Origin of the sequence: Paenibacillus urinalis, from assembly GCF_028747985.1 — a bacterium.
In the GTDB taxonomy this organism is placed as follows: domain Bacteria; phylum Bacillota; class Bacilli; order Paenibacillales; family Paenibacillaceae; genus Paenibacillus; species Paenibacillus urinalis.
In genome coordinates, this window is record NZ_CP118109.1 from 180344 (window position 1) to 203133 (window position 22790).

Consider the following 22790-nt stretch of genomic DNA (forward strand, 5'->3'; position numbering starts at 1 on the left):
TTTTATGCCCCTATTACCTTCAGGTAGATGAAGTTGCTTGCTGTTTCACCTTCCATACTGTAAGAAGCTGTTACAGTAATATTGCCTTGCTGTTCATTCAAAGCGGATATTGTCCACTCTGCTTGGCCATACACATTTGTCGTCATTTCAGAAGTAGTGATATCACCTTTCGTATCACGACAAACAATCTTAATTCTCTCCCCCGCCACGTTCTCCCAGTTCTCATTTCGAAGCGTAATGTAGACGGTTGCCTTATCATCCTGCCCCGCTTGAATCGCAGCCTTACTGGTTTTCACTTCAAGGAAGTAGCGATCCTTCATATTAGGAACATAGAAGTTTAGGAGTGTTTGGTTATTTAAGTCTTCGCAGATAATCTGATATGCGCTAATCATTTCAGCTCTAGGTACTGGCTTATCATAAACGTAAATTTCACCTGCACGGTTTGTTGGACCGCTGTAGATCAATTCTCCATCACGATATACATCCACGTTCTTGTTCTGAATAGGATTGTTGTATTTGTCCAGTACCTTCCCTGTCACAAGGACCTTTCCTAATCCATCGGAAGATAATGTCTTTGGTGATACATTGATCTCTACAGATTTTGGTGTGTCCAATATCTTGTTGGTCAAGTAAAGGAAGCCCTTGTGATTATGAGTAAGCAGCGGATTCAGTGCGATTTCTTTTGCACGATAGAACGGACTAAACGCATCGCCTTCATAAATTATCTCCATATCCTTCATCTTGTCTGGATCATAGTTCGAATGAAGAACAATCTTAGCGACATCATTATTCGGATCGTGGTTATAGTCTACAAAATAGCTGTACATTAAGCTATATTCGAAGTTCATTATATCACGGTTTCCTATATTGTTCATGAACTGAATCGACGATCTCTCTGCATCAAATACATATTTGTCTGCTGAAATTGTAACGCCATTCAATTTAACAACAAGGCTGTCCGGGTCAATGCCTTTATAGGTGAGATAGTACTTACCATATCCGTTTCCAGTCAGCTCTTCTTTATAGGTTAATGTCTGCTGAATATCAATGAGCAAGCCATCCTCGTTAAAGACTTCTTCATAGAATGCCGTTTTGCGAAGGATATTCCCTTCATTATCCCTTATGATCATCGGAGCTCCCTGTTGTGGCCGAGGTTGAATGAGAAGCTGGTGATCAACCGGAGTCATTACATGGCGGGTCTTCTTCGCATATAGGTAGTGCTCTTTATCTTTGAAGTAGTAATAGCCATTATGAATCATTGGACTCCATGGCATCGGAGTGGCTTCTTTTACTCTGGCATTTACCGCATAGCCTAATCGAGGTGTAAAGAAATCAGGCGAGATCATAGTTCGATCTGTTGCCGGGTGTGACCATTCCAGCTTCACACTGGCCGTGCCTTCATTTTCGAAATAGTTAGCGTTGAAGTCGTACCATTTGCCTCCTTGCAGATCAATGCTGCCCACATGAGTCATTGCAGATTGCAATACCCATTTATCAATGATGAGCTTCTTATCAATCCAGAGTCTGAATCCATCGTCTGAGGTGGAGTAGAAAGTATAGGTACCCGATACCGGCGCATAGATGCTTCCTTTCCAGTTGATTGCAAATCCATCGTTTGGTGTCCCCTCATCGGTCGGCTGAATCGGATCAATGTAAGGCTCTGGCTGATCCGGACTGTAAACGTCCACTGATGTATCCGGTGGTAAGTGCCCTCGGTTTATTTCACGGTAATCAAGCCAAGCAGGTTGCTCAGGCGTGGATGCCGGACGCGTAATAACGGTAGCCGATACCTTAGCATCATCACTAGATGTAACGATACCTCCTGTTGTAAAGTGCGTCTTGTAATCACTCGTATCGTTCTTGATAAAGTATTGAAGCGACACATCACTGCGTGAGAATCCATGAGCACTTAGGAAGCTATTTAATTCGCTACTGAAGAACTCAATCATTCGCTGGTCGTTAACCACCATCTCTTCGGTTCGCAGACTGTCGGTCAGCGATTTTGTCTTCTCTGCACTCATCGGTTTCCGGATCGTTTCTTTTAGAATTTTCGAGGTGCTGAAATTCCAGAAATACGTATTAGGCTGTGATCTTGTTACTGGCCCCCATGCCCCTGCAATTAATGCATCCGGTGCGTTGTCCACAATATCAAATTTTAATACGTCATTGGTATAGACTTGGATCGACTGTCCGACGACTCTCACACGGATCTTGTTCGTTTGATTTCCTCCATAAGCCCAGGGTTCGGGAAGGTGAGCAAGCTTCACTTTGTTATAAGTGAGCTGTGCTGTTCCGTACTGAGATGGGTTTGTACAGATGTTTCGATATATAGCCATCCCTCTTACATCCATGCCATCTGCATCCCACTCAAACGAATAGAAGTTTTTAGTGGCAGGGCTGAAGCGGAAGATTGCACCATACATATCATTATCACCTGAATTGATCTCTTGCACCAAGAACTCGAAATCATAATCCGTCATGTCTACATGTTCGGGATTGTACCATCCAGAGCGGTAGCTTTGATTAGCAAGATTCGTTACTTTGTCATAACCAGCTTCGGGCGGGCCGTGCCAGTTTCCTACATCTGATCCAATGTTTTCATCGAACTTATTCCATACGCCAGTGAAGTTACTGGTGTCGATGACTTCGGATGAAGGATAGCTGATCTCCATCTCGACATTCAGATTAAATTTAATCTGATCAGGAATCACGGCCATCATGCGGAAACCGGCAGGTTCCAGGCTTTCCGTGAATGGCGACTGCGTACCCCAGTTGAAGTTAATGAAAGGATCGATGCGGGACATCTTTACATTACCAAGGTAATTTTCTTTCTGCGGATCGAAGCGCTTGGCCACCCTGTAGGACTGCAAGTGAACCCAGTCTTTAGGCATGAGTAATTCTTTATCCACCGTAAGAATACGACCGCTGATGCTATATTTCGTTTCATCCAGCTTAGCCCCATTTAAGTATACTTCTGGAGATAGCTGCGGCTCATTGGATAAATCAAACGTATTATCAATCTCACCTACACCGTACCTGATTCGAATGACACCTGGCGTCACATAACTTCCTCTAATCTTAAATGTCTGACCATCAATGTAGTACCCGTTTGTCGTGCTTTCTGGAATCTCCACATCATTTTTTCTAACCGAAAGAACCTTGTAAGGCGGTACATCATACATCGGGAAGTCTGTTTGCATTGGCAGCTCTTTGATCTTGATTCCGCCTGCAGAGTAATTCACCTCAATGACATCTTCATTTACAATTGGTGCCGTTATAATGACATCCTTACGATCCATAGCGAAAGCCGTAATCGAAGTGCCGTTCACTTTGACCGAAACAGAATCGGGGTCTGGCACATAGCTCAGACTAAGCACCTTACGCACCTCAGTGCCAATGTTGGTTGTCACCATATAAGTGGTCTGTGCATTGCCTTGGTTGAATACGCTGATGATCCATGTTCCCTCAATCGGCAGCGTGAAGGTCATTACTTCTGCATGTCCGTTGTCTCCAGAGTGCGTATACTGTCTGCAGCTTAAGAAATCGGATGCAGTTGTTCCCGTAGCAGACCAAGTTCCGTTCATATATTTAACACCAAACTGTTCACCGTTCGGTGCAGTCACAAGCAGGTCAGGATATTTATTTCCTGTATCAATCATGAAGTTGGATGCGATTTTAAGAATTGGCTTTCCTGCAGGAACATATACTGTCGCCACCTCGGACTCCGTAGCTCCTTGAATGGTTCCTCTCACCGGCGCACTGCCGGGAATGAACGTTTCGGTTGCAGGTAGTCCCGGTGTATTTACTGGAGCCACGGCTTCTTCAATGACAAACACCTGCTCTTTGATTTGAAAGCTGCCGCCGACAACAAACTTCTCAAGCACGTTCTCAATCTCTTGAGGGTAGCGATAGTACGTTCCCAGGAGCCCTGAAGAACTCCCCTCTGCTTGAGTTGGCCAGACAGAAACAAACGGATTGTTACTGATGACTTCAACGCCTTCAATAGAAACATTATCATCATAGTCTTCCTGATCATCTGGATTGATGGAGATCGGATCGCTTATGGTTGTTGTCGTATTCAGATCTGCATGAAATCCTCTCTCATCTTCATGCCAGCTTGTGTACCAATCGGTATACCAAACGTAGGCATCTTTGAAATCAGAGCTGAACGTAACCGTTTTTCCCCCGGCATCGATGTTGTAACTTACACGCTCGTCGCTGACCTCGATATACGGGCCTGTAATGTTGACCATATTCTCAGGGATGAACACTGTATTCGTTGGAACGCCGACCATGTTTGCTCGACCAGCTGAGTCTCCGAAGAATGGGCGCTTTCCATTAACCTTTCCATATCCAATTTCTTTCCCTGTTGTATAAGGGATATATCTTGGATCTTCATCACACTTCACCACAACACGATCATTCTGCCGATCCGTCTTGATGATGGGCTTGCCAGTCAACTGGTTAATAGGCAGTCCGCTGTTGCGGGTTGTGATTCCCGGCTGGCTTTCCCAATACATCCAAGTGAATGTCTGCTTGCCGATAGGCTCCTTGTACAGAAGATAATGAACGTTGTCATAGATGCCTGGCATCGGCGTGTTTAGATACGGCTCGATGTAATGTTCATGGTTTGGCGGGATATCAACAAAGCTATCTTCTTCACTATTAACGATTCCTTCATTCAGGATATCGGCAGGAAATATGCCCTTGTACCACTCTGTTGTTTTGAGCATGAGTACATCGGACGGATCGTGATGAATGTCTACTGCTCCGCTATTCTGCCATTTCCAAGCGTCATACTGCTCGTTTACGGTTCCTGAGTTATCGTGGAAGGTTAATGTGTAGGTTGCCCAGTTGCCGCCCACAAAGTCCGTCAGAGGCCGTCCTGCGACCCATCCTTCATAAGCAAATACATTATGCTCATAATCAATCTCGGTCGTTACAATCTCGGGCTCAGTCTCCCACATCAATAGTCGCTCTTGCGTGAAGTCCTTCTCCGCATCATCAGCAGCTGGCTTCACTAGTGTAAAGGTTGGCACGACACTGCTTGCAGACATTTCTGGATGATCACTCTTGAATTTAGCTAGCTCTGCTTTAAAGAACTCCTGAGCATTCGTATAGACTTCGGCAGCCGTATTCAAATCAATATTGTCGGGTGTAATTCGAATCTGGCCACTCTTCGTAAACTTCTGCGTGATTGGCTCTCCTGCATTAGGTGGATTGTTAGACTTCACCACGATGGCTCCCGTGACAGATGCTGTAATACTGCCGGCAGAGCTATCCGTTAATTCGCCAGCTACTTCTGTGACTTCATATTTCTGTGATGGCGAGCTGAGCTTGGATACGACTTGATTCTTCACGTATTCTCTACCAGAAGAAGAAATCGTTTTACTTCCGATACCCGTATATTTATCATAGCCGGTTTCCGGAATACGCCCCTCGATCTGATTCCACTCACGTACACGGATACCATGAAACTGAACAGCCTGAGAGATATTGCACATCCCAAAGCTTCCTTCTTCCCAATCAGTATTGAACTCGAAGATTTTCGCATAGTCACCGCTTAAACTGTGGCGGATATGAAGCTCTACTTTCTTGCCCATGGAGCGAACCATCATACTTTGCATGACATTGAAATCCCATCCATTGCCGCCACCTAGATCATTTACATTAACCCTACTCATTACTCCATCGGTTACTTTATAGATGCGTCTATGCTGTGTCTTCCACCCCATGCTCTGTGTATACAGCCGCCATTCCGATTCGGTCTGATAGCTGGCTCCTCTTACGGATCGCGCGTTCCATTGTTCTGGTGTCCCAGTGTAGATATTGAACCCTTCCAAGTTGTCACCTGTACGGTTTGAGTTTCTTGCACGCTCATGGCTTTCAATCAGCAGCATGTAGAAGTTCCGTTTATCTCTTGCTTTGAAGATTAGTCCGATAAGGTCATCGTCTGCAATACCTGATGAGTCGCCCGCAATTGGCTTGTAATCAAACTCAGCTTCGTAACTGGTATAGTCATAGTATTTCTTTGCCACAACGCCACTGAACCGGCTGAGGTTGTATGTGTCATAGACGTATCCGCTGCCGAGTCGCCAAGACAGCTCGGTACCGCTACCGATGAAGTCTCCTTTGTCTCCTCCAGAAACGAACAATCCTTTTACGTCACCTTCATCATTCACTTCCACATTCGCTTTCCAGTTGACGGCGTACTCCAAATCCTTTTTCGTGACTTGTCCTTCCACGGACATTTCAACTTCATAGTCCTTGATTGTTTCAAGCTTGCGGTCTTCTTTGATCGTGAACTCAAACTTCTTCGCTGGATAGGCATCAACACTCACCTTAAACGAAGACTCGTTATAGGTCACATAGAGATCGCCTTTATACTGAACGCTGTATTGGAATGCGATTTCTGGATAGATCATAATGGAATGGCGCTTCTTTCCGCGAAGACGTGCTGCATATTGGAATGGTTGGATGCTGTTTTCTAGCTGAGGCTTTTTCACCAACAGGTCGTCTTGATCTCCGATCCCTGAGTGGAAAGCATAATTTGGATCTTCTTCCCCACTTGTCCGAGTATACATACTCGTCAGCATTCCTGGGTTCTCAATATAGTTCGGTTCTTTTTCTACATCCGTCCATTGTTCTGGAGAATCTTCTGTCGGAATATAAATCGATCCATCTACAGCCTCGGTACTGAACGCCTGAATCCGGTTCTCGGATACATCGACATAAATCTGTTGCTTCAGCTCCCCTGCTTTGCAGATGATTGTGGCTTTGCCATTCGTGATAGCTTCAAACACAAGTCTGTTTGCATCTTCGTCTACGATATTAAGGCAACTGTTTTGCTGAATGTCCCATGTAATCGACCGGCTGCGACCATCATCATTTACGATAGCGGGATAGATCGACTTTCGCTCTCCTGGTGCCATGAGTATATTAGTTTCGGCAAAGTGCAGGATCGGTTGCGTCTGCCCTACGATATGGATCGTGGCTTCAGCTTCGTTATCATAAACACTTGCTTTTAGTCGGACGACTCCCGAGCCATAACCACCAAGTACGATATCTTTTCCCTTGTTGTTCTCCAATTGAACAAATTCAGCGCCTTCTACAATGTTCCACTCAATTAAGTAGTCATTGTGATCCATGCCAGCCAGTGTATTTTGATATTGGGCAGAAAGAGATATCTTGTCCCCTTGCACGATCGTTGCCTCTTCAGGCTGAACATGGAAGCGATACAAATGTTTATCTCGTATCGGCAGCTTTATGGTTGCCTCCACCACTTCGCTTGTCTTGCTAACAAGACGAACTTCCATCGTTAAAATACCTGAAGTACTAGGGATGATCATAAAAGTTCTCGTATCTAATTGGAGACTTACTTCACCGCCTTGCACATCATACTCACAGGTGGAAGTCTCGAAGATATCTCCATTCGTATACTCTGGCATCAAGTGGATTTGAAAAGGCTGACCTACATAAAAGTTTTTACTATCCAAGGAAGTATGGATCACTGCTTTTGGCTTCTCTACACGGATCGGTGTTTCAGCGATGAATGTTCCTGCATAGTTAAAACGAATGTTGGTTTCACCAATACTCATGCCTTCAATCCAAATCTTATCTGATTCAACAGCAGAAACTCTTGCGATATTTCGGTTATCAATGATGCCCTCAATAAGATCTGCCCTAACACCTAGAACACCTTCAACATCAAGAAAAATCGGAACAGGAATAGCCTCCCGATGAGTTACAACGATCTCATTTACATTCACGCTTCCTATGACATTCTCAATCAGAGAAACATCAAAACCAAAGACTTCAATACCTTCCTCAGCAAGTTCCATAATTACATTCTCTTTATTGCTGATAATTTCAAGGGATCGAATATCATAGCGAAGAGGGAACTCTATTTCACTATTGCGCTCAAGCAGCTGCTTAAGCTCAGTGCGGTTTAAAATCTTTGCTGTCTCTTTGGTGCCGTGGATGCTTGTGTCGATCTGCTCTGCTGTTATCCATTTTGTTTCGGTTGTTATCGGTACAGCTGCTCTGGATTCGATCCAAGCATAAACGGAATCAATGCCATCCTCATTTATTACGATTGATACATTAGGGTCTAGTGAGATCGCCGTATATCCTTGGATGACACTTCCCTCTTCGAGGTCAATAACTACGCTATCTAATTCGATATGAGCTTTGCTATCATAGCTTGTGTGCTGTTCATTAAGCACTCCGCGCCCCTCATATAACTTATCGTTATACCTCTCTCCATTTGGCTTCTCTACGTCAGCATAGACGGCGAATTGAAATGGGTGCTCCCACGTTGGGATAATCTCTGCTTTGATTTTATAATCGAAATTGATTATGGCCATTAAAACTTCTCCTTCGCTAGGTCTAGTCTGAATGTGTAATCATCCCAGACTTTGATATCTGAATCCCAAATGTTTGGAAGATACCCGATCCCCGTCAGGTCTCTGCTGATCGTATCCCAGTATCCTTCATCCCAATTGAATTTCCCCCACATCACAGGCGCTACTTCATTGATGTAATTCACCCAATTGATTAGCTTATCTGTTGCTTGCCCATCCTCACCGAACATCATTTTGTACAGCTCTTCGTCTTGTTTATCGTACAACTGATGCTTGAAGACATCTTTGATGATGGAAACGGTATGCTCTTTTCCTTCACGAAACGCCTGAACCATGATGTTTCCGAAACGATCTACTGCGTACATGTTGGACTCTATCTTCTGGCCATCCACACGGATCGTGCGGTGGTCTAGCCCGCTGCCCTTGATGTACAAGTTCTTCGTATCGTTTTTCCACACGAATCTCCGGATTAAGCCAAGCTCGCGACCGAGTGCATGGGTTAATCCCAACTCGCTGTTGTTTGCCGGGTAACGGAAAGCATCTTTGATGCGTTCACGATACTCTGCATTCCGCTCAAGTGTCAGACGTTTCACGCCGACTAAAAGCCCGAACTCATCAAAGGCATTCCAGATTAAATGAGGTGCCGGTGTTGATCGGAAGCCCTGCCGGTTATCAATATTCTCGACTACGCCTAGAATGGTTTCATATCGACGAATCGAGTACATGACTCGAGACTCGTAATCAATAATGACGCCCTTCTGCTCCATGTTATAAAAGAACTCTTTTAGTGAGCTTAAGATGGGAACCGGTTTACGAAGGTCAGCATCTTCTTGATCATAAATCGTTAGACTGTCTATAGATGAAATCTTAGGGATTGGATAGACATAAACCCAGTCCATCATATTCGGATCAAGCGTGTCGATGAATCGCTGGCGGCGAATATCTTTAAGATCACCCAAGCCTCTTTCAAATTGCATCCCGAAGTAGTTTAAAAATCTCTGGCCAAGACTGAACTTCTTCCCGCGTAGCGTTGTCCATGTAGGAAATTCATCTGCCATGTACTGCGTATATTCTGAATAGAAATATTCGTTTATGAATAGTCCAATAATAAGATTCCGTCCGCTGAGTGTCGCCTGGATGATTCGCTTGTCTTGATCGCATGTCGTTTCGACTAAGCGCCAATTGCTGATCTGGTCGTGAAAGCAGATAACTGAATGTGCTGCATCTGTATCACTCATTCGCTTTGAATAAGGAATCGTGATTCGAACCTGCTGATCGGCATTGGTGACCATTTTAAATTGCAGGGGAGTCTTCTCATAATCTGCATAGGCAATTTCTTCAGCAAACACATCGTGACTTTGAATGCCTTCTACCTGTTGCAGCTCTCCCGTAATGGGCTGATCGCTTTCGAAAACTATATCATTGATCTCAAACCTATATTCCATACCGACCCTCCTTTCAATGTAATGCGTTACATTATACCATTATAAAGCCTGCTTATGTATAAAGAAAGGGTGTTCAGCGAAATGCTAAACACCCTTTTGTTTGTTCGTTTATTCTTCTGTGGAACCGATTGTGTTCTTCTTCCGGTTGATATGCTCTTGTCTATTCTGCAGGAACTTAGCGGATTTGTCATGAGCATATTCCAAATAGTTAATGAGCCAGTCTGCTTTTGCAGTTGTCCCATCTGTGATTTGATGCATGCCTAGGATTCTATCCAGCTCAGTTTTCACTTCCATATCCTCAGCTGTAAGACTCATTCCGATCAGCTGCTTGTTTGCGATTCTCATGAAAGAGAATAAGATGAACTCCAAAGCGGCCGTGCCTTGATTAGGCTGAATCTTCTCAGAAGACATTTCAAACAATACTTTAGTTACCATAGCTTGTTCTGCTTCAGAAAGAGTAGCGTATACTTGCGGATTCATTTCACCGGATTCGATTTGACTGCGAAGGTCGGCTTCTTGTTTTACCTCTTCAGCTACTAATGCGATTCTTTCTCTCATCGTAATCTCTCCTTTAGGACCAGGTTAGCCCGTAGTTATATAATTTTGAATTTAACGGCAGCTCTATTTTGATACAGATCTTATTGTCCTTTGGACTAATCGAATCGCTGAAATAGAATAACGTATCAGGAGTGATACTTTCCCACGTCACTCCGTTATCCCGTGAGATATGGTATAGAGCCCCCTCTGCTTCAGCAGATACGATCGCTTTGCTTGGGATGGCTTCGGCAATCTCTGGCGTGGTGATAACTACTCCAGCTGGATTATCGACTGGGTTTAAGCCTGCAGCTACATAGAAATAATCGTAAGTGTTATTATAGTATCTCGACTGAATTGTAATATATGGAGTAGCGCCGCCATACCCCTGGTTAAGATTTCTGTTGCTTACAATTTGCAGGCCGTTTATCCATATGTTCGCTACGCCTAACTCATTGGAAGCAATCAATTCAAACTCTTTCGTCGCATCAAATGTTCCGGCAGGGGCTAGTATTGTATTAGCTCCGAGGGTAATAGATCCATTTGGATTCGCTCTAATCCTATAGAAACTCCCTACATTAGCCCTTTCTGCAGAACAAATTGTTAGCTCCAAGAAGCCCTCTGGCTGGCCTTTTGTTCTGAGTTTTACTGTTATTGCACGAGAAGCAGTAAGGTTTCTTCTTAACGTGGCATTCCCGGATATCCAACTTGTGGTGGTAACTACTGTCGTTGTACCATCGGGATTCACTTCGAATCTTGCATTGGATGCTGTGAATCCAAGGGTAGTAGGAGAAACATCACCTTCCCATTTAGCTGTCCATGGTACGACTGATCCAAGTTGTGGAGTTACTTCCCCGAGTGCTGCATCCAGTTTATAGCTTGAGCTTCTGCTAGCATCAATACCTGAAGCATCCAGAAAGTCTTCGAAGACCATGTTGGTCAGCTTATATCGTTTGCTTTGAGCAATGACATTGAGCTTAGCATTTGCCTTCATAATGTTGACGGCATCTTGAATGATAAGCTTGTCTGCCATGTACACTACATTCTGAATATAGTCTTCCAGCATATCAACACGCTCTTTTACACTCTCGTAGTCGCCTTGGACTCCTACCCCGAGTGTGGTGTTCCTCATCTTCTTCTCATCTGAGGCTGCCTTATTGGCCGTTCCATAACTAATTACATCCATCGTTTAATGCCTCCTTAAGTCCAAGAATAAGATAAGCCGTATAATTCAAGTCCGTTTTCAAGAATCGTTTTTATTTTTAATTCGTTACCTTCCGGTAGATCAGAAAGATTCGTCAGCTCATCTGGAGTTACTTCTTTCCATGTGGTTCCATCATCTCTGGAAACATAGTATCCCGGACTTGTTGGATTCGTTAATTCTGCTTCCAAAGATAGAGATTGAACTGTCGGAGTAGCGACACTCATATCAACGAAAGCATCTACACCTCGAAAAGAAGGAGATATCTTCTCGTTTGTCGTCCACATGACTGTTGCTACATAAAAGGTGATTCCATCGAATGGAGCCAGCTGTTCAGCTGTAAGAGCCTTTAACTCTTCGGATGTCATCCCCTTGGCTGCTACATCGTTGACGTCTGTTTCAGAGATAGGAGCATCAATCCATGTTTCACTTTCCACATCAAATCTCTTCCAGGTTTCCTTATCTGTAGATAGGAAGTATCGAATGCCGGTGGAGGCTGAAACAGATTCTTGAGCTTCAAGTCCTCGTATGTTCGGAAGATTGCAGGTTCCGATAATCTTAAACGGCTGATCTATTGTGTAAATCAAATCCTTAATCTCATTTTTAAATTTAAGGAAATTCGTATTACTTTCATCTTGCAGCATTGCCGGATAACCTGTTTTGTTTTCTATATCGTTCATGGCTATACGTCCTGTAAAATAAATGTCCATTGAATCAGTGATGACTAAGAAAGCACCGTTTTGTGATGTTGCATCAATATCATATGCTGGAGGCAGCGGGGTGCCGTCCTCATCCATAATCATTTCATTCCAGACTAATGAATTAGTTAAATTACCAATGCCAAGCGTGCCTTGGGTGTTGTTGCCCGTTGTATGCACTTTATTATCTAGATCTAAAGCAATAGTATTATTGTATCCTCCAACTGCCTTTTTCACATTATCTTTCATATAAACGAGGCTGGCTGAATTAGCACTTGTTCCGTATGCTAGCCCATATCCACTTCCACATCCATATAATTTGTTCTCAAACGTTAAAAACAATGAATGATTTAGTCCTGGCGATATTTCTTTTACTCTCTCTTTTAGTTCAGGGAATACTTCTGTGAATTGATTGGGCGCACTATCTCCTATTCTATTAAACAAATTTGATCCAGAGGCCATTACTCTTCCATCAAGCATTATTACCCAGCTAAAGCCAGGTCCTGCATAAACTTTATGAACGCCATCTATTACTTTAGTCCATGTAGGCACACTGCTAGTATGATTCAGCCCCAATTCCCCGTTGCCATTAAATCCCATAGCCCATAAAGAATTATCTTCTTTAATAGCAAAGGAACAATCTGTTCCGGCTGCACAATATTTGACGCCTTCCATTATCTCTGTTATGACGCTATATTGCTGTTGGCCTTGCTCCAAGAATATGCCATTAGCATTGTTATTATTAAGACCCACCCCATAAAGTTTATCATTTATAATGAGTAATGTGTGATTGGGGCCTGCTGATACTTGCCTTGGCTTATAAGGAATTAATGTTGGGACAGCAATCGAGCCTCCAGTTGCCCACCCAAACATTCCTTTACTGTAACTATTATTTCCAACAAACCATAACTGGCCATCAATATCTTCAAAATAACTGCCTCTAGCATTAGCCATTTCCGTTGCTCCTTCTATTCATGTGACCTTAATAGGAATTTATTAACTGTCCTATATGAGTATAAGATTACTTCCTCATTTGAGTATTCCAATTGCTTCACGGGAGTTCTCCTTATTAAGCCTATATCTTCATTGCTTGATTTAAGCTCAAGTGTACTTCCGGATCGTTGTATCTCACCAGTATCAAATTCCGGTGCAGATGCATTCGCCATGGCGACAATCTCTCTGAATCCTGTGAGGGCAAGCCTTACCTTAATGTATCTTTCCAGCTGTACTGTATCAATAGACACATGCTCACCAAACTGGATGCCATCTTTTGATGTAGCCACACTGACTCCAATCTTTCCTGATCCGCCAGATACTGCATCAAACCGATCGATCTTCGAAACATTATCCCCAAGATCAATGACCTCTGACTCCCATATTCCTGAGCCTTCAAAATAGTCCACTCATTTCACCTCTTTAAAAGAGTGTAACACATTACACCCATGAATAAGAAAGTCCGTGTAGCTCTAATCCATTATCCAATACTGCTTTAACCTTTAGCTCTTTGCCTTCTGACAGATCGCTCGTATTAGTCAACTCGTCTGGATTTACTTCCTTCCATGTCTCTCCGTCATCTATGGAGACAAAGTATTGTGGTCCTTTTGGCTCCTTAACAGAATAGTCCATTGTAACTGAAGCAACTACAGGAGTCGAAGCATTTAGATCAATGAAAGCATCAATCCCGCTAAAGATTGGCGTAGTACTTGGATCGCTTGTAGCCAATGAAATGGCCACATAGAACGTAATACCAACTAGCCATTGCACTTGCTCTGGAGGAAGACTTTCAACATCGGCAATAGTCATGCCGACTGTTTCGATTTCATCAAGGCTGGTTTCCACCCACTGAGCGCTAGCTTTATCATATCTCTTGTAGATCGATTGGTCTGAAGAGATTAAAAGCTTTGCAGTTGTTCCGTTTGGATAGATTCCTTTAATCTTTAAGTTTTGGATTCCGTTTTGCGGAGCGCAAGTAGCAATTAATCTTGCCGGCTGGTTTACAGGATACGTTTTAGGCTTTGAGATATTCGGTAGTATCATGATATCTTGTACATTTCGTTTTATTGGCGTCAAAACGTCCGACGTAGCAGTCGTCCCTTGTTGGCCATATACTTGTGACCCTACCGCATACAAATCCAGCGTGTCTTGAAGAAAATAAGATGCGACGGTTCCCAAAAAAACCTGAGTTATATTCGACAAGCTATTAATCTGCTCAAATCTTAATCTCTTTTCGCTGTCACCCAGACCTAAGCTTCCACTACTATTACTTCCTGTACCCCAAGCACTCCCATCATTTTTAACATAAACCGTATTGTACAAGGATCCATCTACCGTTTTCACATCTACATCAATTAAGATAGGCGTGGTTTGATTTACTGTATCGCCTGTGCCTAAGTTTCCGTTTGTATTATGCCCCCAACCATAAAGTTCCGATTGGGAATTAATATAAAATCCACTATAGTTCGAAGTAAATATTTCCCTAATATCTTCATCTATAGCCTCCAGAATTTTGATAAATTTATTATTGGCTGATACAGAATTAAGCAAAAATCCATATGTGTTGCTTCCAGCACCATAAATAGATCCGTCTGAAAGGAGAAGTATGGATGCGGAAACACCGCATGCTACCTTTTTAGCTGTCATTCCTTCAGGAAGAGGAACTTTACTAAAAGTTGTTACATTGTTTCTATGACCTAAACCTAGTTGGCCATTATTATTGTTTCCTGTTGCATAAACCTCTCCGCTTCTTGTAATCGCCAATGCAAAATTTGATCCGCATGCTATATCTATTACATCCGATATGGTAGGAATAATAGCTATCGTGCCATTATTAATAGTTGTTCCTTTTCCAAGCTGACCTAAAACGTTGTCACCCATTCCATATAGGTTTCCATCTTCACTTAAAGCTATTGCAAAGTTGATTCCCATAGACACTTTAATGAACTTCACACCTGGCGCTCTCGTATTCTCGCTGAATACTGTTAAGTTACCGCCACTTCCGTTACCAATCTGACCTTTATCATTTTGTCCCGCAGAAACAATTTTATTATCTTTATTAATTAAGTGAATAAAGTTAGAAGCATGCGCCATAAAAAATCCCCCTCTTTAATTAGTAATCACCTTTTATAAAATAGCTGCTGCCGCTTGAAGATATCTCTTCAGGTTGATTACTGGATTCGACTGCTGAGATTCCCACGATTCTTTTTAAAATTATAGTTGATTCGTTTAGGAAAGCTGAGACACCTATAGCATTCACACCAGAATCATGTTCAGAAACAGTATCAATATCTAATATCCTTTTCATGATGCCATTCGTTGTCTTCAGTCCGATGTCATGTAGATTCAAATCAGAAAGGCCTTCATCCTTAAATGTTACTGAGTCAATATCGGTATTTCCGGTTATGAGTACACCAGGTGATAATTCTATTCTAAATCGAATATATCTCTGCACTGCAATACCTGAGTCAGCTGCTCTAAAATCAGAGAACTGGATTCCATCTGGAGAGTCAGCTATCAAAACATTGGTTTTCGCTGGGCTATCAAAACCGTCAGGAATTGAAATAACCGGATTCAGTGACATGTATGATTTATAATTATCGCCTAGATCGATTACTTCTGAAGTCCAGGATCCCGAAGCCATATATTCTTCCATTTTAAGCCTCCTTATCTGGCAGGTGCACGTTTCAATTGAATGCTGCCATCGACTAGCTCTGTATTCTCAAACGTGCCTTTAGTTAAATCAAGAACATAGGTTTCGCTATCCTTAACCGATCCAGATTGTGCGACAACCACGAAAGTAGGTTTGGCATCGAGAACTTCGGCTATTGTTATTAATTCAGCGCTTCCCGCCCCACCTGTGTACTTATGCAATGCTTCATCATAAGTCACATTGATTGAGCTTTCCTTATCCACCCCTGACTGATCTCTAAAGTCGTCAACGATCATGTCTGTCAGCTTATACCGACTTTGATTGAGAAGGGCTGATACGCGAAGGTTATGCTTATTTAAGTTAATGGCCGTCTTCTTTTCCGTTTCAGAAATGATAGTATTGATTGGCTTTGACTTATATAAAATAGAGAGCTTAGTTAAGCTAAGGCTTTTATCTGTTGGTGCTTCAATTTTCACCTTAAACTTCTTATTGAACTTCGACTCGATACTTCCAGCTTCTCCGATCGGCACAAATCCTTCACCAGTATCAGTGTAAATAACTGCACTAGTAAAGTCGTTTTCAACAAAGATAGGCAGTGTTTCAGCCATTTCATAAAGCTGCGTCCGCCCAATAATCAGAGTTGTAACTGCAGAAGATGTTGCTTTCTCAAAATAGAAACGGTAATACCGGTATTTAATACTGTTAGAGAAATTAAACGTTCTGACAATTGCAGTAAACCAGCTGTCTCGATATCCTCCCCAGTCGCTTGTAGTCGCTGTCTGAGCATCTATCACATTCCAAGTATTCCCGTCATTACTTCCTTCAAATCTCCAAGACCCTGGCATTCTATCTGCGTAAAAAGTCCCGCTCGTATTCTCAGTGCCCGTGGACATAGAATATTGAGTGATGAGTTTTTCTTCTCCAAGATCAATAGTAACAAAAGAGTTAGATGGACTTCCTCTCCACGCAGATCTCCAAACGTCACTAAACATACTGTATCCTGTTCCGCTTGATTGTGTAACCACTAGTGGTGCAGGGGCGGTGTTCGAAGTCATACTAGGAATTAATGCAGTATACTCACCTTCAGGTACAACTTTTGTTTGGATGCTTACTTTCTCAAGTTGGACTGCATCTTCCAATTCAATATCGCCAATCCACGTTCCCTTTCCTGTTAAGACGCCATCTGCAACAGAGACATTAGTAAGCTCTGCATCTTTCCATTTCTCATCAGATTGAATTGTATAGATTCCTTCATCTGATCCGATCCTTTTCGCCTCTAACGCTTCAAGTCTTTCCTTGGCATTAGCATAAATATCTTGGACTTCTGCACCTATTCGATTTGAAAGATTATTCATCTCTCGTTTGGCCTTATTCGCTTTTTGCAACGAAATAATATCCACTCATGCCACCTCTTTTATGAAGTAAGATAAGGGGTAGGGATAAACCCTACGCCCAAGAATATGCAATGCCTTGCAATGATGCACCAGTAGGAATTGTTGCTTTAATCCGCAGGCTATTACCACTCATTGCTGAGATATCAATAATTTGTTCCGCTCCTGCATTTACCCAGGTCTCTCCGCCGTCTAAAGAGAAAGCGTAAGTGACTGTGGCTGATCCGTCCGGAATGATAACCAGACTAGTTCTTGATGCAGGAAGAGTTTCGATCGGCATAACTACAATGCCGCTGCCGTCATATTCTTTGTTAATTGTATCATAAACGGCTGTGGTCAGCGATTCATCTACGCCAGTGTTTGTATCGAATGTATCGATAACTAGATCATGCAGCTTGTATTTTTCTATAGCAAGCAAAGCATTGCTCTTGAAATTGAGCTTTGCCATGTTAATTGTGTTGATTCGCTCCAAATCCTCTAAGCGCCCTTTAATTGTAAGCTCATCATAAGTCACCTTTATCGACTCAATGTAAGGCGTTACAGTTGTGATAGCATTAGCTGTAAAACTAATTTCGTCTGCGTATACTTCATCCTGTAAGGATTCCATTTCAAGATAGTAAGCGAAACGGATTGTATTTGAAGACTGAATCAACATATTCCACTGATCACCGGTAAGACTGTTGAACGACTCTGATGTCATTCCGCTTGTCTTAACCCCCGGAAGATCAGCTGCGACTGTGATCCAGTTCGAACCATCCCATGCTTTCCATGTTTGCCCTTGATCAACACTAGCAATGGCTTTTATTCCCACAGCATTTAAGCTAATAGAATTTAAGCCTTCAGTAGGGATTAACATATCGCCTGCTGGCATTATGAGTTTTCCATGAGGAACTGCTTCTATACTAACCGTCCTTTTAGCACTCGTGTCATCCGTCCACATTAGCAGCTTTGCTTCGCCTCTCAGCTGATCAAATGGAGTAAAGGGCTCCGCTTCAAATATTATTTTTTCCTCTCTTGTCTCTTCCGAGGAGTACTGAAGTATACTGAAATTATCTTTCAGTTCATTCCATAACACTGATGATATATCTGAAATTGAGTCTATCCCTTTATCTAGGAAAAGTTCCTCTGTGGCTGGTGACTCTCCAACAACGAACCATCCTAGATCAGGACTATACCCTTTAATTTGATTATCTTCTGCGATCAGGAATTTTGTTTTAATCTCAATTATCTGCTCCCAAAGTGATTTAACTCCGGAAAGAGGAATCTCTGCTGCACGTATTTTGCTTGTTGTATTACCAGATCCTAGCTGTCCATTGTTATTAAACCCTGTTGTTCTTACAGTTCCATCTTCCATCAAAAACGCAGTATGGATATCTCCACAGGATATTTGCTTGATTCCAGAAAGCTCTATGCTTACAGGAGTTGTATAGCTTGAACCAGTATCTCCAATTGACATTTGCCCATTTGAGTTATATCCGCATGTCTTTGCCGTGCCGTCTTCCATAAGAAACATCGTATGATAAAATCCGCATACAATATCTTTTGCTCCTGATACAGGAATATCAACAAGAAAAAACTGTGTGCCGCCTCCTACCCCCAGCTGTCCATTTGAGTTATATCCACAACCTTTTACGTCTCCATTTTCTAATAAGAATACTGTTCTATTGTTATAGCATGCTATCTTCTTGACACCCGAAATTGGAACATCAATGGGAGAGTTCGATTGATTCAGCGTGTTTCCAACACCTAGCTCTCCATATCTGTTATAACCTGTTGCCTTTACCGTACCATCTTCCATGAGGAACATTGTATGCGTTGCGCCACAAGACACCTGCTTAACATTTGAGATGGCCACATCTGTAGGGATTGTTTTATTTTGTGTATTTCCAATTCCTAATTGTCCGTTTCCGTTGATTCCGACGGTTTTGACTGTCCCATCTTGCATCAAAAATACTGTATGATAACTTCCACAAGAAACTTGCTTTACATCTGAAATTTGGACATCGACAGGCGAAAGTTGATTTGCAGTGTTTCCAATACCTAACTGTCCATTGCCATTAAGCCCTGTTGCCTTTACAGTTCCATCATTCAGCAAAAACATCGTAGAGGCGTCTGAAAAAGAAACTTGCTTTACGTTTGAAATTCCAATTTTGATAGGGGTTGAATTTACTGACCCTGTGCCGCCAGTCCCCAGCTGGCCAGAACTATTCAATCCGGCCGCCATTACAGAGCCATCTTCCATTATAAAGAACGAAAATCGTCCTGTAGCCATTTATGTCACGCTCCTTTTTATGATCTATTAGATGTTTGCATTCTTGATAGTTACTCCTGCTTTATTAACAACAGCCTGCTTTATAAACCCGCCTCCATGGGCAGTAGGGGTATCGTATGCTGCATCAATACTTGTTTTTTTAACGAAGGCCTGATTAAAAGATTCCATGGCTTGATCAAACATTTCTTGAGTAGCAGGCGCCTGTCCAACTACAATCCACCCAGATTCAGGAGAATATGTTTTAATCTCTTCTCCATCTTGTATAAGGAACTTTTGAATGATAGGTGGCGGCTCGATTTCTAAGACTGGTCTAAATCCCGGTGCAGCACTAGACGTAGCTGATGCGCCCATTGCAGTTACAGTGCCGCCTCCTCTCAATGTTCGGTAGGTCGCACTGTTGTTGTGAGTTGTAGAAGTCCATGAACCATAAACACCATAATTCCAAACATTATTATCTCCGGCTGTAATTGCCCCGTTTAATGAAGAGTTGACGATATATATATCCCATTGGTTATCTTTATTGGCAGAACTATTACCCCCAGTCATTAAACGCACTGTGCCTTCGCTGCCATTATCAGAGACAAGCGCCTTAACACCGCTTCCAGAGGCAACGCCCGAGCTATTTAATTCATTCCATGTAATATTAGTTTGAATATTTCGGTCTGCAATAAGAATCTTCTTGCCATTCCAATCTTCAACCATAATGAAATAGAAGTCTCCATTTGGCACAGATGGGCCAGATGGCGCTAGGAAATCGCCTGTCTCTTTCCCGAGATTACTAAACGCTCCCACCGTCCCGCTGGTCGTTACAACGTAATTACATCTTATGCGCTTGCCTACTTCAAGATTAGCAACATCGGTTGCTTCATCTGGATGTAGAAGGCGGCCATCAGCTTTAATATCAACAGCATCAAAGACGATTAAGCCCGTCCCTGTAATCTCAACTACATGCTCATTACTGTCAGAGAGAGTTTTCTCGTAGGCTAGTCTTTGTTGCATTAGTGTATCTCTAATAGAGAAAACCTCTTCGACACCATCTATTCGAACTATCACATTATTTGAATGTTCAGTGTTTGTTTTAGCAATAATGCGAATGCGATCGCCCGTAAAACGAAATGATATTACATCTGTGTCTACAGATGCGTTATTGCAGACTCTGGTTACACCTTTGTATGCTCCTGTATCTCCTGCGCTATTTGCAGTCCAGCTCCCTTTATATTTAAAACCTGGATACTGATCATCATATCTCTTCCATCCATCCTGCGGTGCAGTTAGCGCTCCTCCTATTAAAGGAAGTATGCTGCCATCTCCATCAATATCAAACGCATTAAACTGTGAGTACCAATCACTCCCTGTGTGGGTTGTAATTGTTGCTACATGATTTGAGTCGGTGAGATCAAGTATTTCAAATACTACTTTATTTGACTCATTAGCAGCCGGAAGCAGTTCATATTCTACTCCATCAATATCTAAGACATCGAAAACATTATAATTATATAAAAGTCTGAGCTTCGAGCCTGAAAACCTAAATTTTATTGTACCTGCATTATAGTTAATATCACTTGATACTCTATTGGCAGCATATTGAATAAGCGGATCATTGTTCTCTATACGCTTCCATCCAGCTTCCGGGCTGGTTAATTGGCCACCAATCAATACCGTTAAATATCCACCTTCATCAATATCAATAGCATCAAAATAGAAGTACTTAGCAATAGAGTCCGCACTAACCTCAACGGTATGGAAGCCTAAAGGAAGCCCATTCTTTTCATACTGTAATGCCTGAAATAAAGTGCTACCCCCTACGGAGCTAAATGTTTCAGATATACCATCTATAGTGATTTTTACTGATTCATGATAATCTTCTGTGTTCGAATTGTAGCCAATCCATCTTATTTTAGTCCCATAAAATCTGAAGGATACCTTCGCATTCGCATTAGCTGATCCATTATATAGCCCGGATCCACCGTAATGACCTTCATTAGTTGAGCTTCCCCAACTTCCAGACAAAACAAATTTACTATCTGTATTGTCAATACGTTTCCATCCTGTTTCTGGAGCAGTTAATGTTTGTCCTATTGTTGCCATATATTACACCTCCTTATATTCAAGCACTGGACGGAATCCAACTTGAATGTTGGCATTATCAGAACTATAAGTGTTATAGAAAGCGACCCCATTAGATCCGCCTCTTATAACTCTCCTAGCTGCTGATCCTGAGCTTATTCCGTCAGAACCGGTGTCTTGTGTCCATGTCATACATTCAGCAAAATGAAATATGTCATTTAACGTTTTACCTTCTTGTATTCGGCTCTCTGGATATTTTGTGATATAGCGATCCCATTCATTATTGGTCGGCCAAGCTCCCTGTGGTGGATTCTGTTCAGTTAAAGCTTTATTTCCTTCAGAATCCGCGAAGGCAACTCCACCTGTAAGTGTTCTAATTACTCCTGAGACTTCGAATAGCTGCATCTCTTGAATAGAGAGATATGTAGCATCTCCACTATTAGCAGACACATTAATTCGATATTTGGAATAAACCTTTTTATTTGCAAATGAGAAATTCATGAATGCATTGCTCGCCCACCCAATAATGCCAATTCGTTGATCGAGAATAACCCATCTTGACTCAGTTTCATCCCATGCTTCAAATGTCCAGTCTTTAGGGCTTCTTAATAGATTTGAAATTTGAGGACATACTGCATATCCTGTAATAACCCTAGGCTCTGGAAAATCATATTGTAACCATCCGCCTATTGTTGAATTAGTCACCCAAGCATTGCCTGCATTCGAAATATTGCCATCAAAGGCTTTAAACGCGGGTTGTCCAACCCATTCACTGCTGGCACTTGCCAATCCACTAGGCACAGTATTACTGGTCATCACAGGGATATTATTTCCACTATTCCATGGAACCCCTTCTATATGCTTTGTTTTATTCAGATCATTCCAGCTTCCGGTTTGGCCTGTTAAGCAAATCCTATCCGCAATAAGGAGCCCCTTGGAGACTTTGATAAAATAAAAATATCCTATATGAGCATCGACACCATTTGATGAGTAAGTTAATCCAGTCAAAGGCATCTCTTTATTAATCCCGGCACCGTCATTTAATTCGTCAATTTTCCCTAAGTGATTAAATATTCTACTGGGGTTCACTTGTAATCCGCACTTAATATAATCCCCTATTTCCATTTCGGCCACTTTTGTTCTCAACAGACCTGTTGTTGCTGGCGCTGCCAT

12 protein-coding genes are annotated in these 22790 nt (G+C 42.3%); all 12 read right to left on the minus strand.

All coding sequences use genetic code 11. The features are described 5' to 3' along the window. Positions 1-2: 2 nt before the first annotated feature. The 12 genes from PUW25_RS26375 to PUW25_RS26430 all read right to left on the minus strand — a co-directional run bounded on the left by PUW25_RS26375 (position 3) and on the right by PUW25_RS26430 (position 22790). Positions 3-8366: a PA14 domain-containing protein gene (locus PUW25_RS26375; protein ID WP_274338693.1), complete on the minus strand. Its 8364-nt coding sequence runs from the start codon at positions 8364-8366 to the stop codon at positions 3-5. Continuing rightward, complete coding sequence (locus PUW25_RS26380; RefSeq protein WP_274338694.1) at positions 8366-9808, minus strand: low copy number virion structural protein; 1443 nt, start codon at positions 9806-9808, stop codon at positions 8366-8368. The genes PUW25_RS26375 and PUW25_RS26380 overlap by 1 nt, the downstream gene beginning before the upstream one ends. Positions 9809-9916: 108 nt before the next feature. Beyond that, entirely contained in the window at positions 9917-10366 is a 450-nt protein-coding gene (locus PUW25_RS26385) for a hypothetical protein (RefSeq protein ID WP_274338695.1), read from the minus strand. A 13-nt stretch (positions 10367-10379) separates the two neighbouring features. Beyond that, positions 10380-11528: a hypothetical protein gene (locus tag PUW25_RS26390; RefSeq protein ID WP_274338696.1), complete on the minus strand. Its 1149-nt coding sequence runs from the start codon at positions 11526-11528 to the stop codon at positions 10380-10382. Between the two features lie 14 nt (positions 11529-11542). After that, entirely contained in the window at positions 11543-13195 is a 1653-nt protein-coding gene (locus tag PUW25_RS26395) for an RCC1 domain-containing protein (protein ID WP_274338697.1), read from the minus strand. A 14-nt stretch (positions 13196-13209) separates the two neighbouring features. Continuing rightward, a complete protein-coding gene (locus PUW25_RS26400) occupies positions 13210-13644 on the minus strand; it encodes a hypothetical protein (protein ID WP_274338698.1) in 435 nt (144 codons plus the stop codon). Positions 13645-13675: 31 nt separating this feature from the next. Next, entirely contained in the window at positions 13676-15328 is a 1653-nt protein-coding gene (locus PUW25_RS26405) for an RCC1 domain-containing protein (protein WP_274338699.1), read from the minus strand. Between the two features lie 19 nt (positions 15329-15347). After that, positions 15348-15890 carry a hypothetical protein gene (locus PUW25_RS26410; protein WP_274338700.1) on the minus strand — a complete coding sequence of 181 codons (543 nt, stop codon included), beginning with the start codon at positions 15888-15890 and terminating at the stop codon, positions 15348-15350. 11 nt (positions 15891-15901) lie between these two features. Beyond that, positions 15902-17287 carry a discoidin domain-containing protein gene (locus PUW25_RS26415; RefSeq protein ID WP_274338701.1) on the minus strand — a complete coding sequence of 462 codons (1386 nt, stop codon included), beginning with the start codon at positions 17285-17287 and terminating at the stop codon, positions 15902-15904. A 46-nt stretch (positions 17288-17333) separates the two neighbouring features. Next, the gene (locus PUW25_RS26420) at positions 17334-19550 is read right to left on the minus strand and encodes an RCC1 domain-containing protein (protein WP_274338702.1); all 2217 of its coding nucleotides are present in this window, start codon (positions 19548-19550) and stop codon (positions 17334-17336) included. A gap of 27 nt (positions 19551-19577) precedes the next feature. Then, a complete protein-coding gene (locus PUW25_RS26425) occupies positions 19578-21638 on the minus strand; it encodes a hypothetical protein (protein WP_274338703.1) in 2061 nt (686 codons plus the stop codon). Between the two features lie 3 nt (positions 21639-21641). Further along, positions 21642-22790, minus strand: a complete 1149-nt coding sequence (locus PUW25_RS26430) for a discoidin domain-containing protein (protein WP_052512192.1) — start codon at positions 22788-22790, stop codon at positions 21642-21644.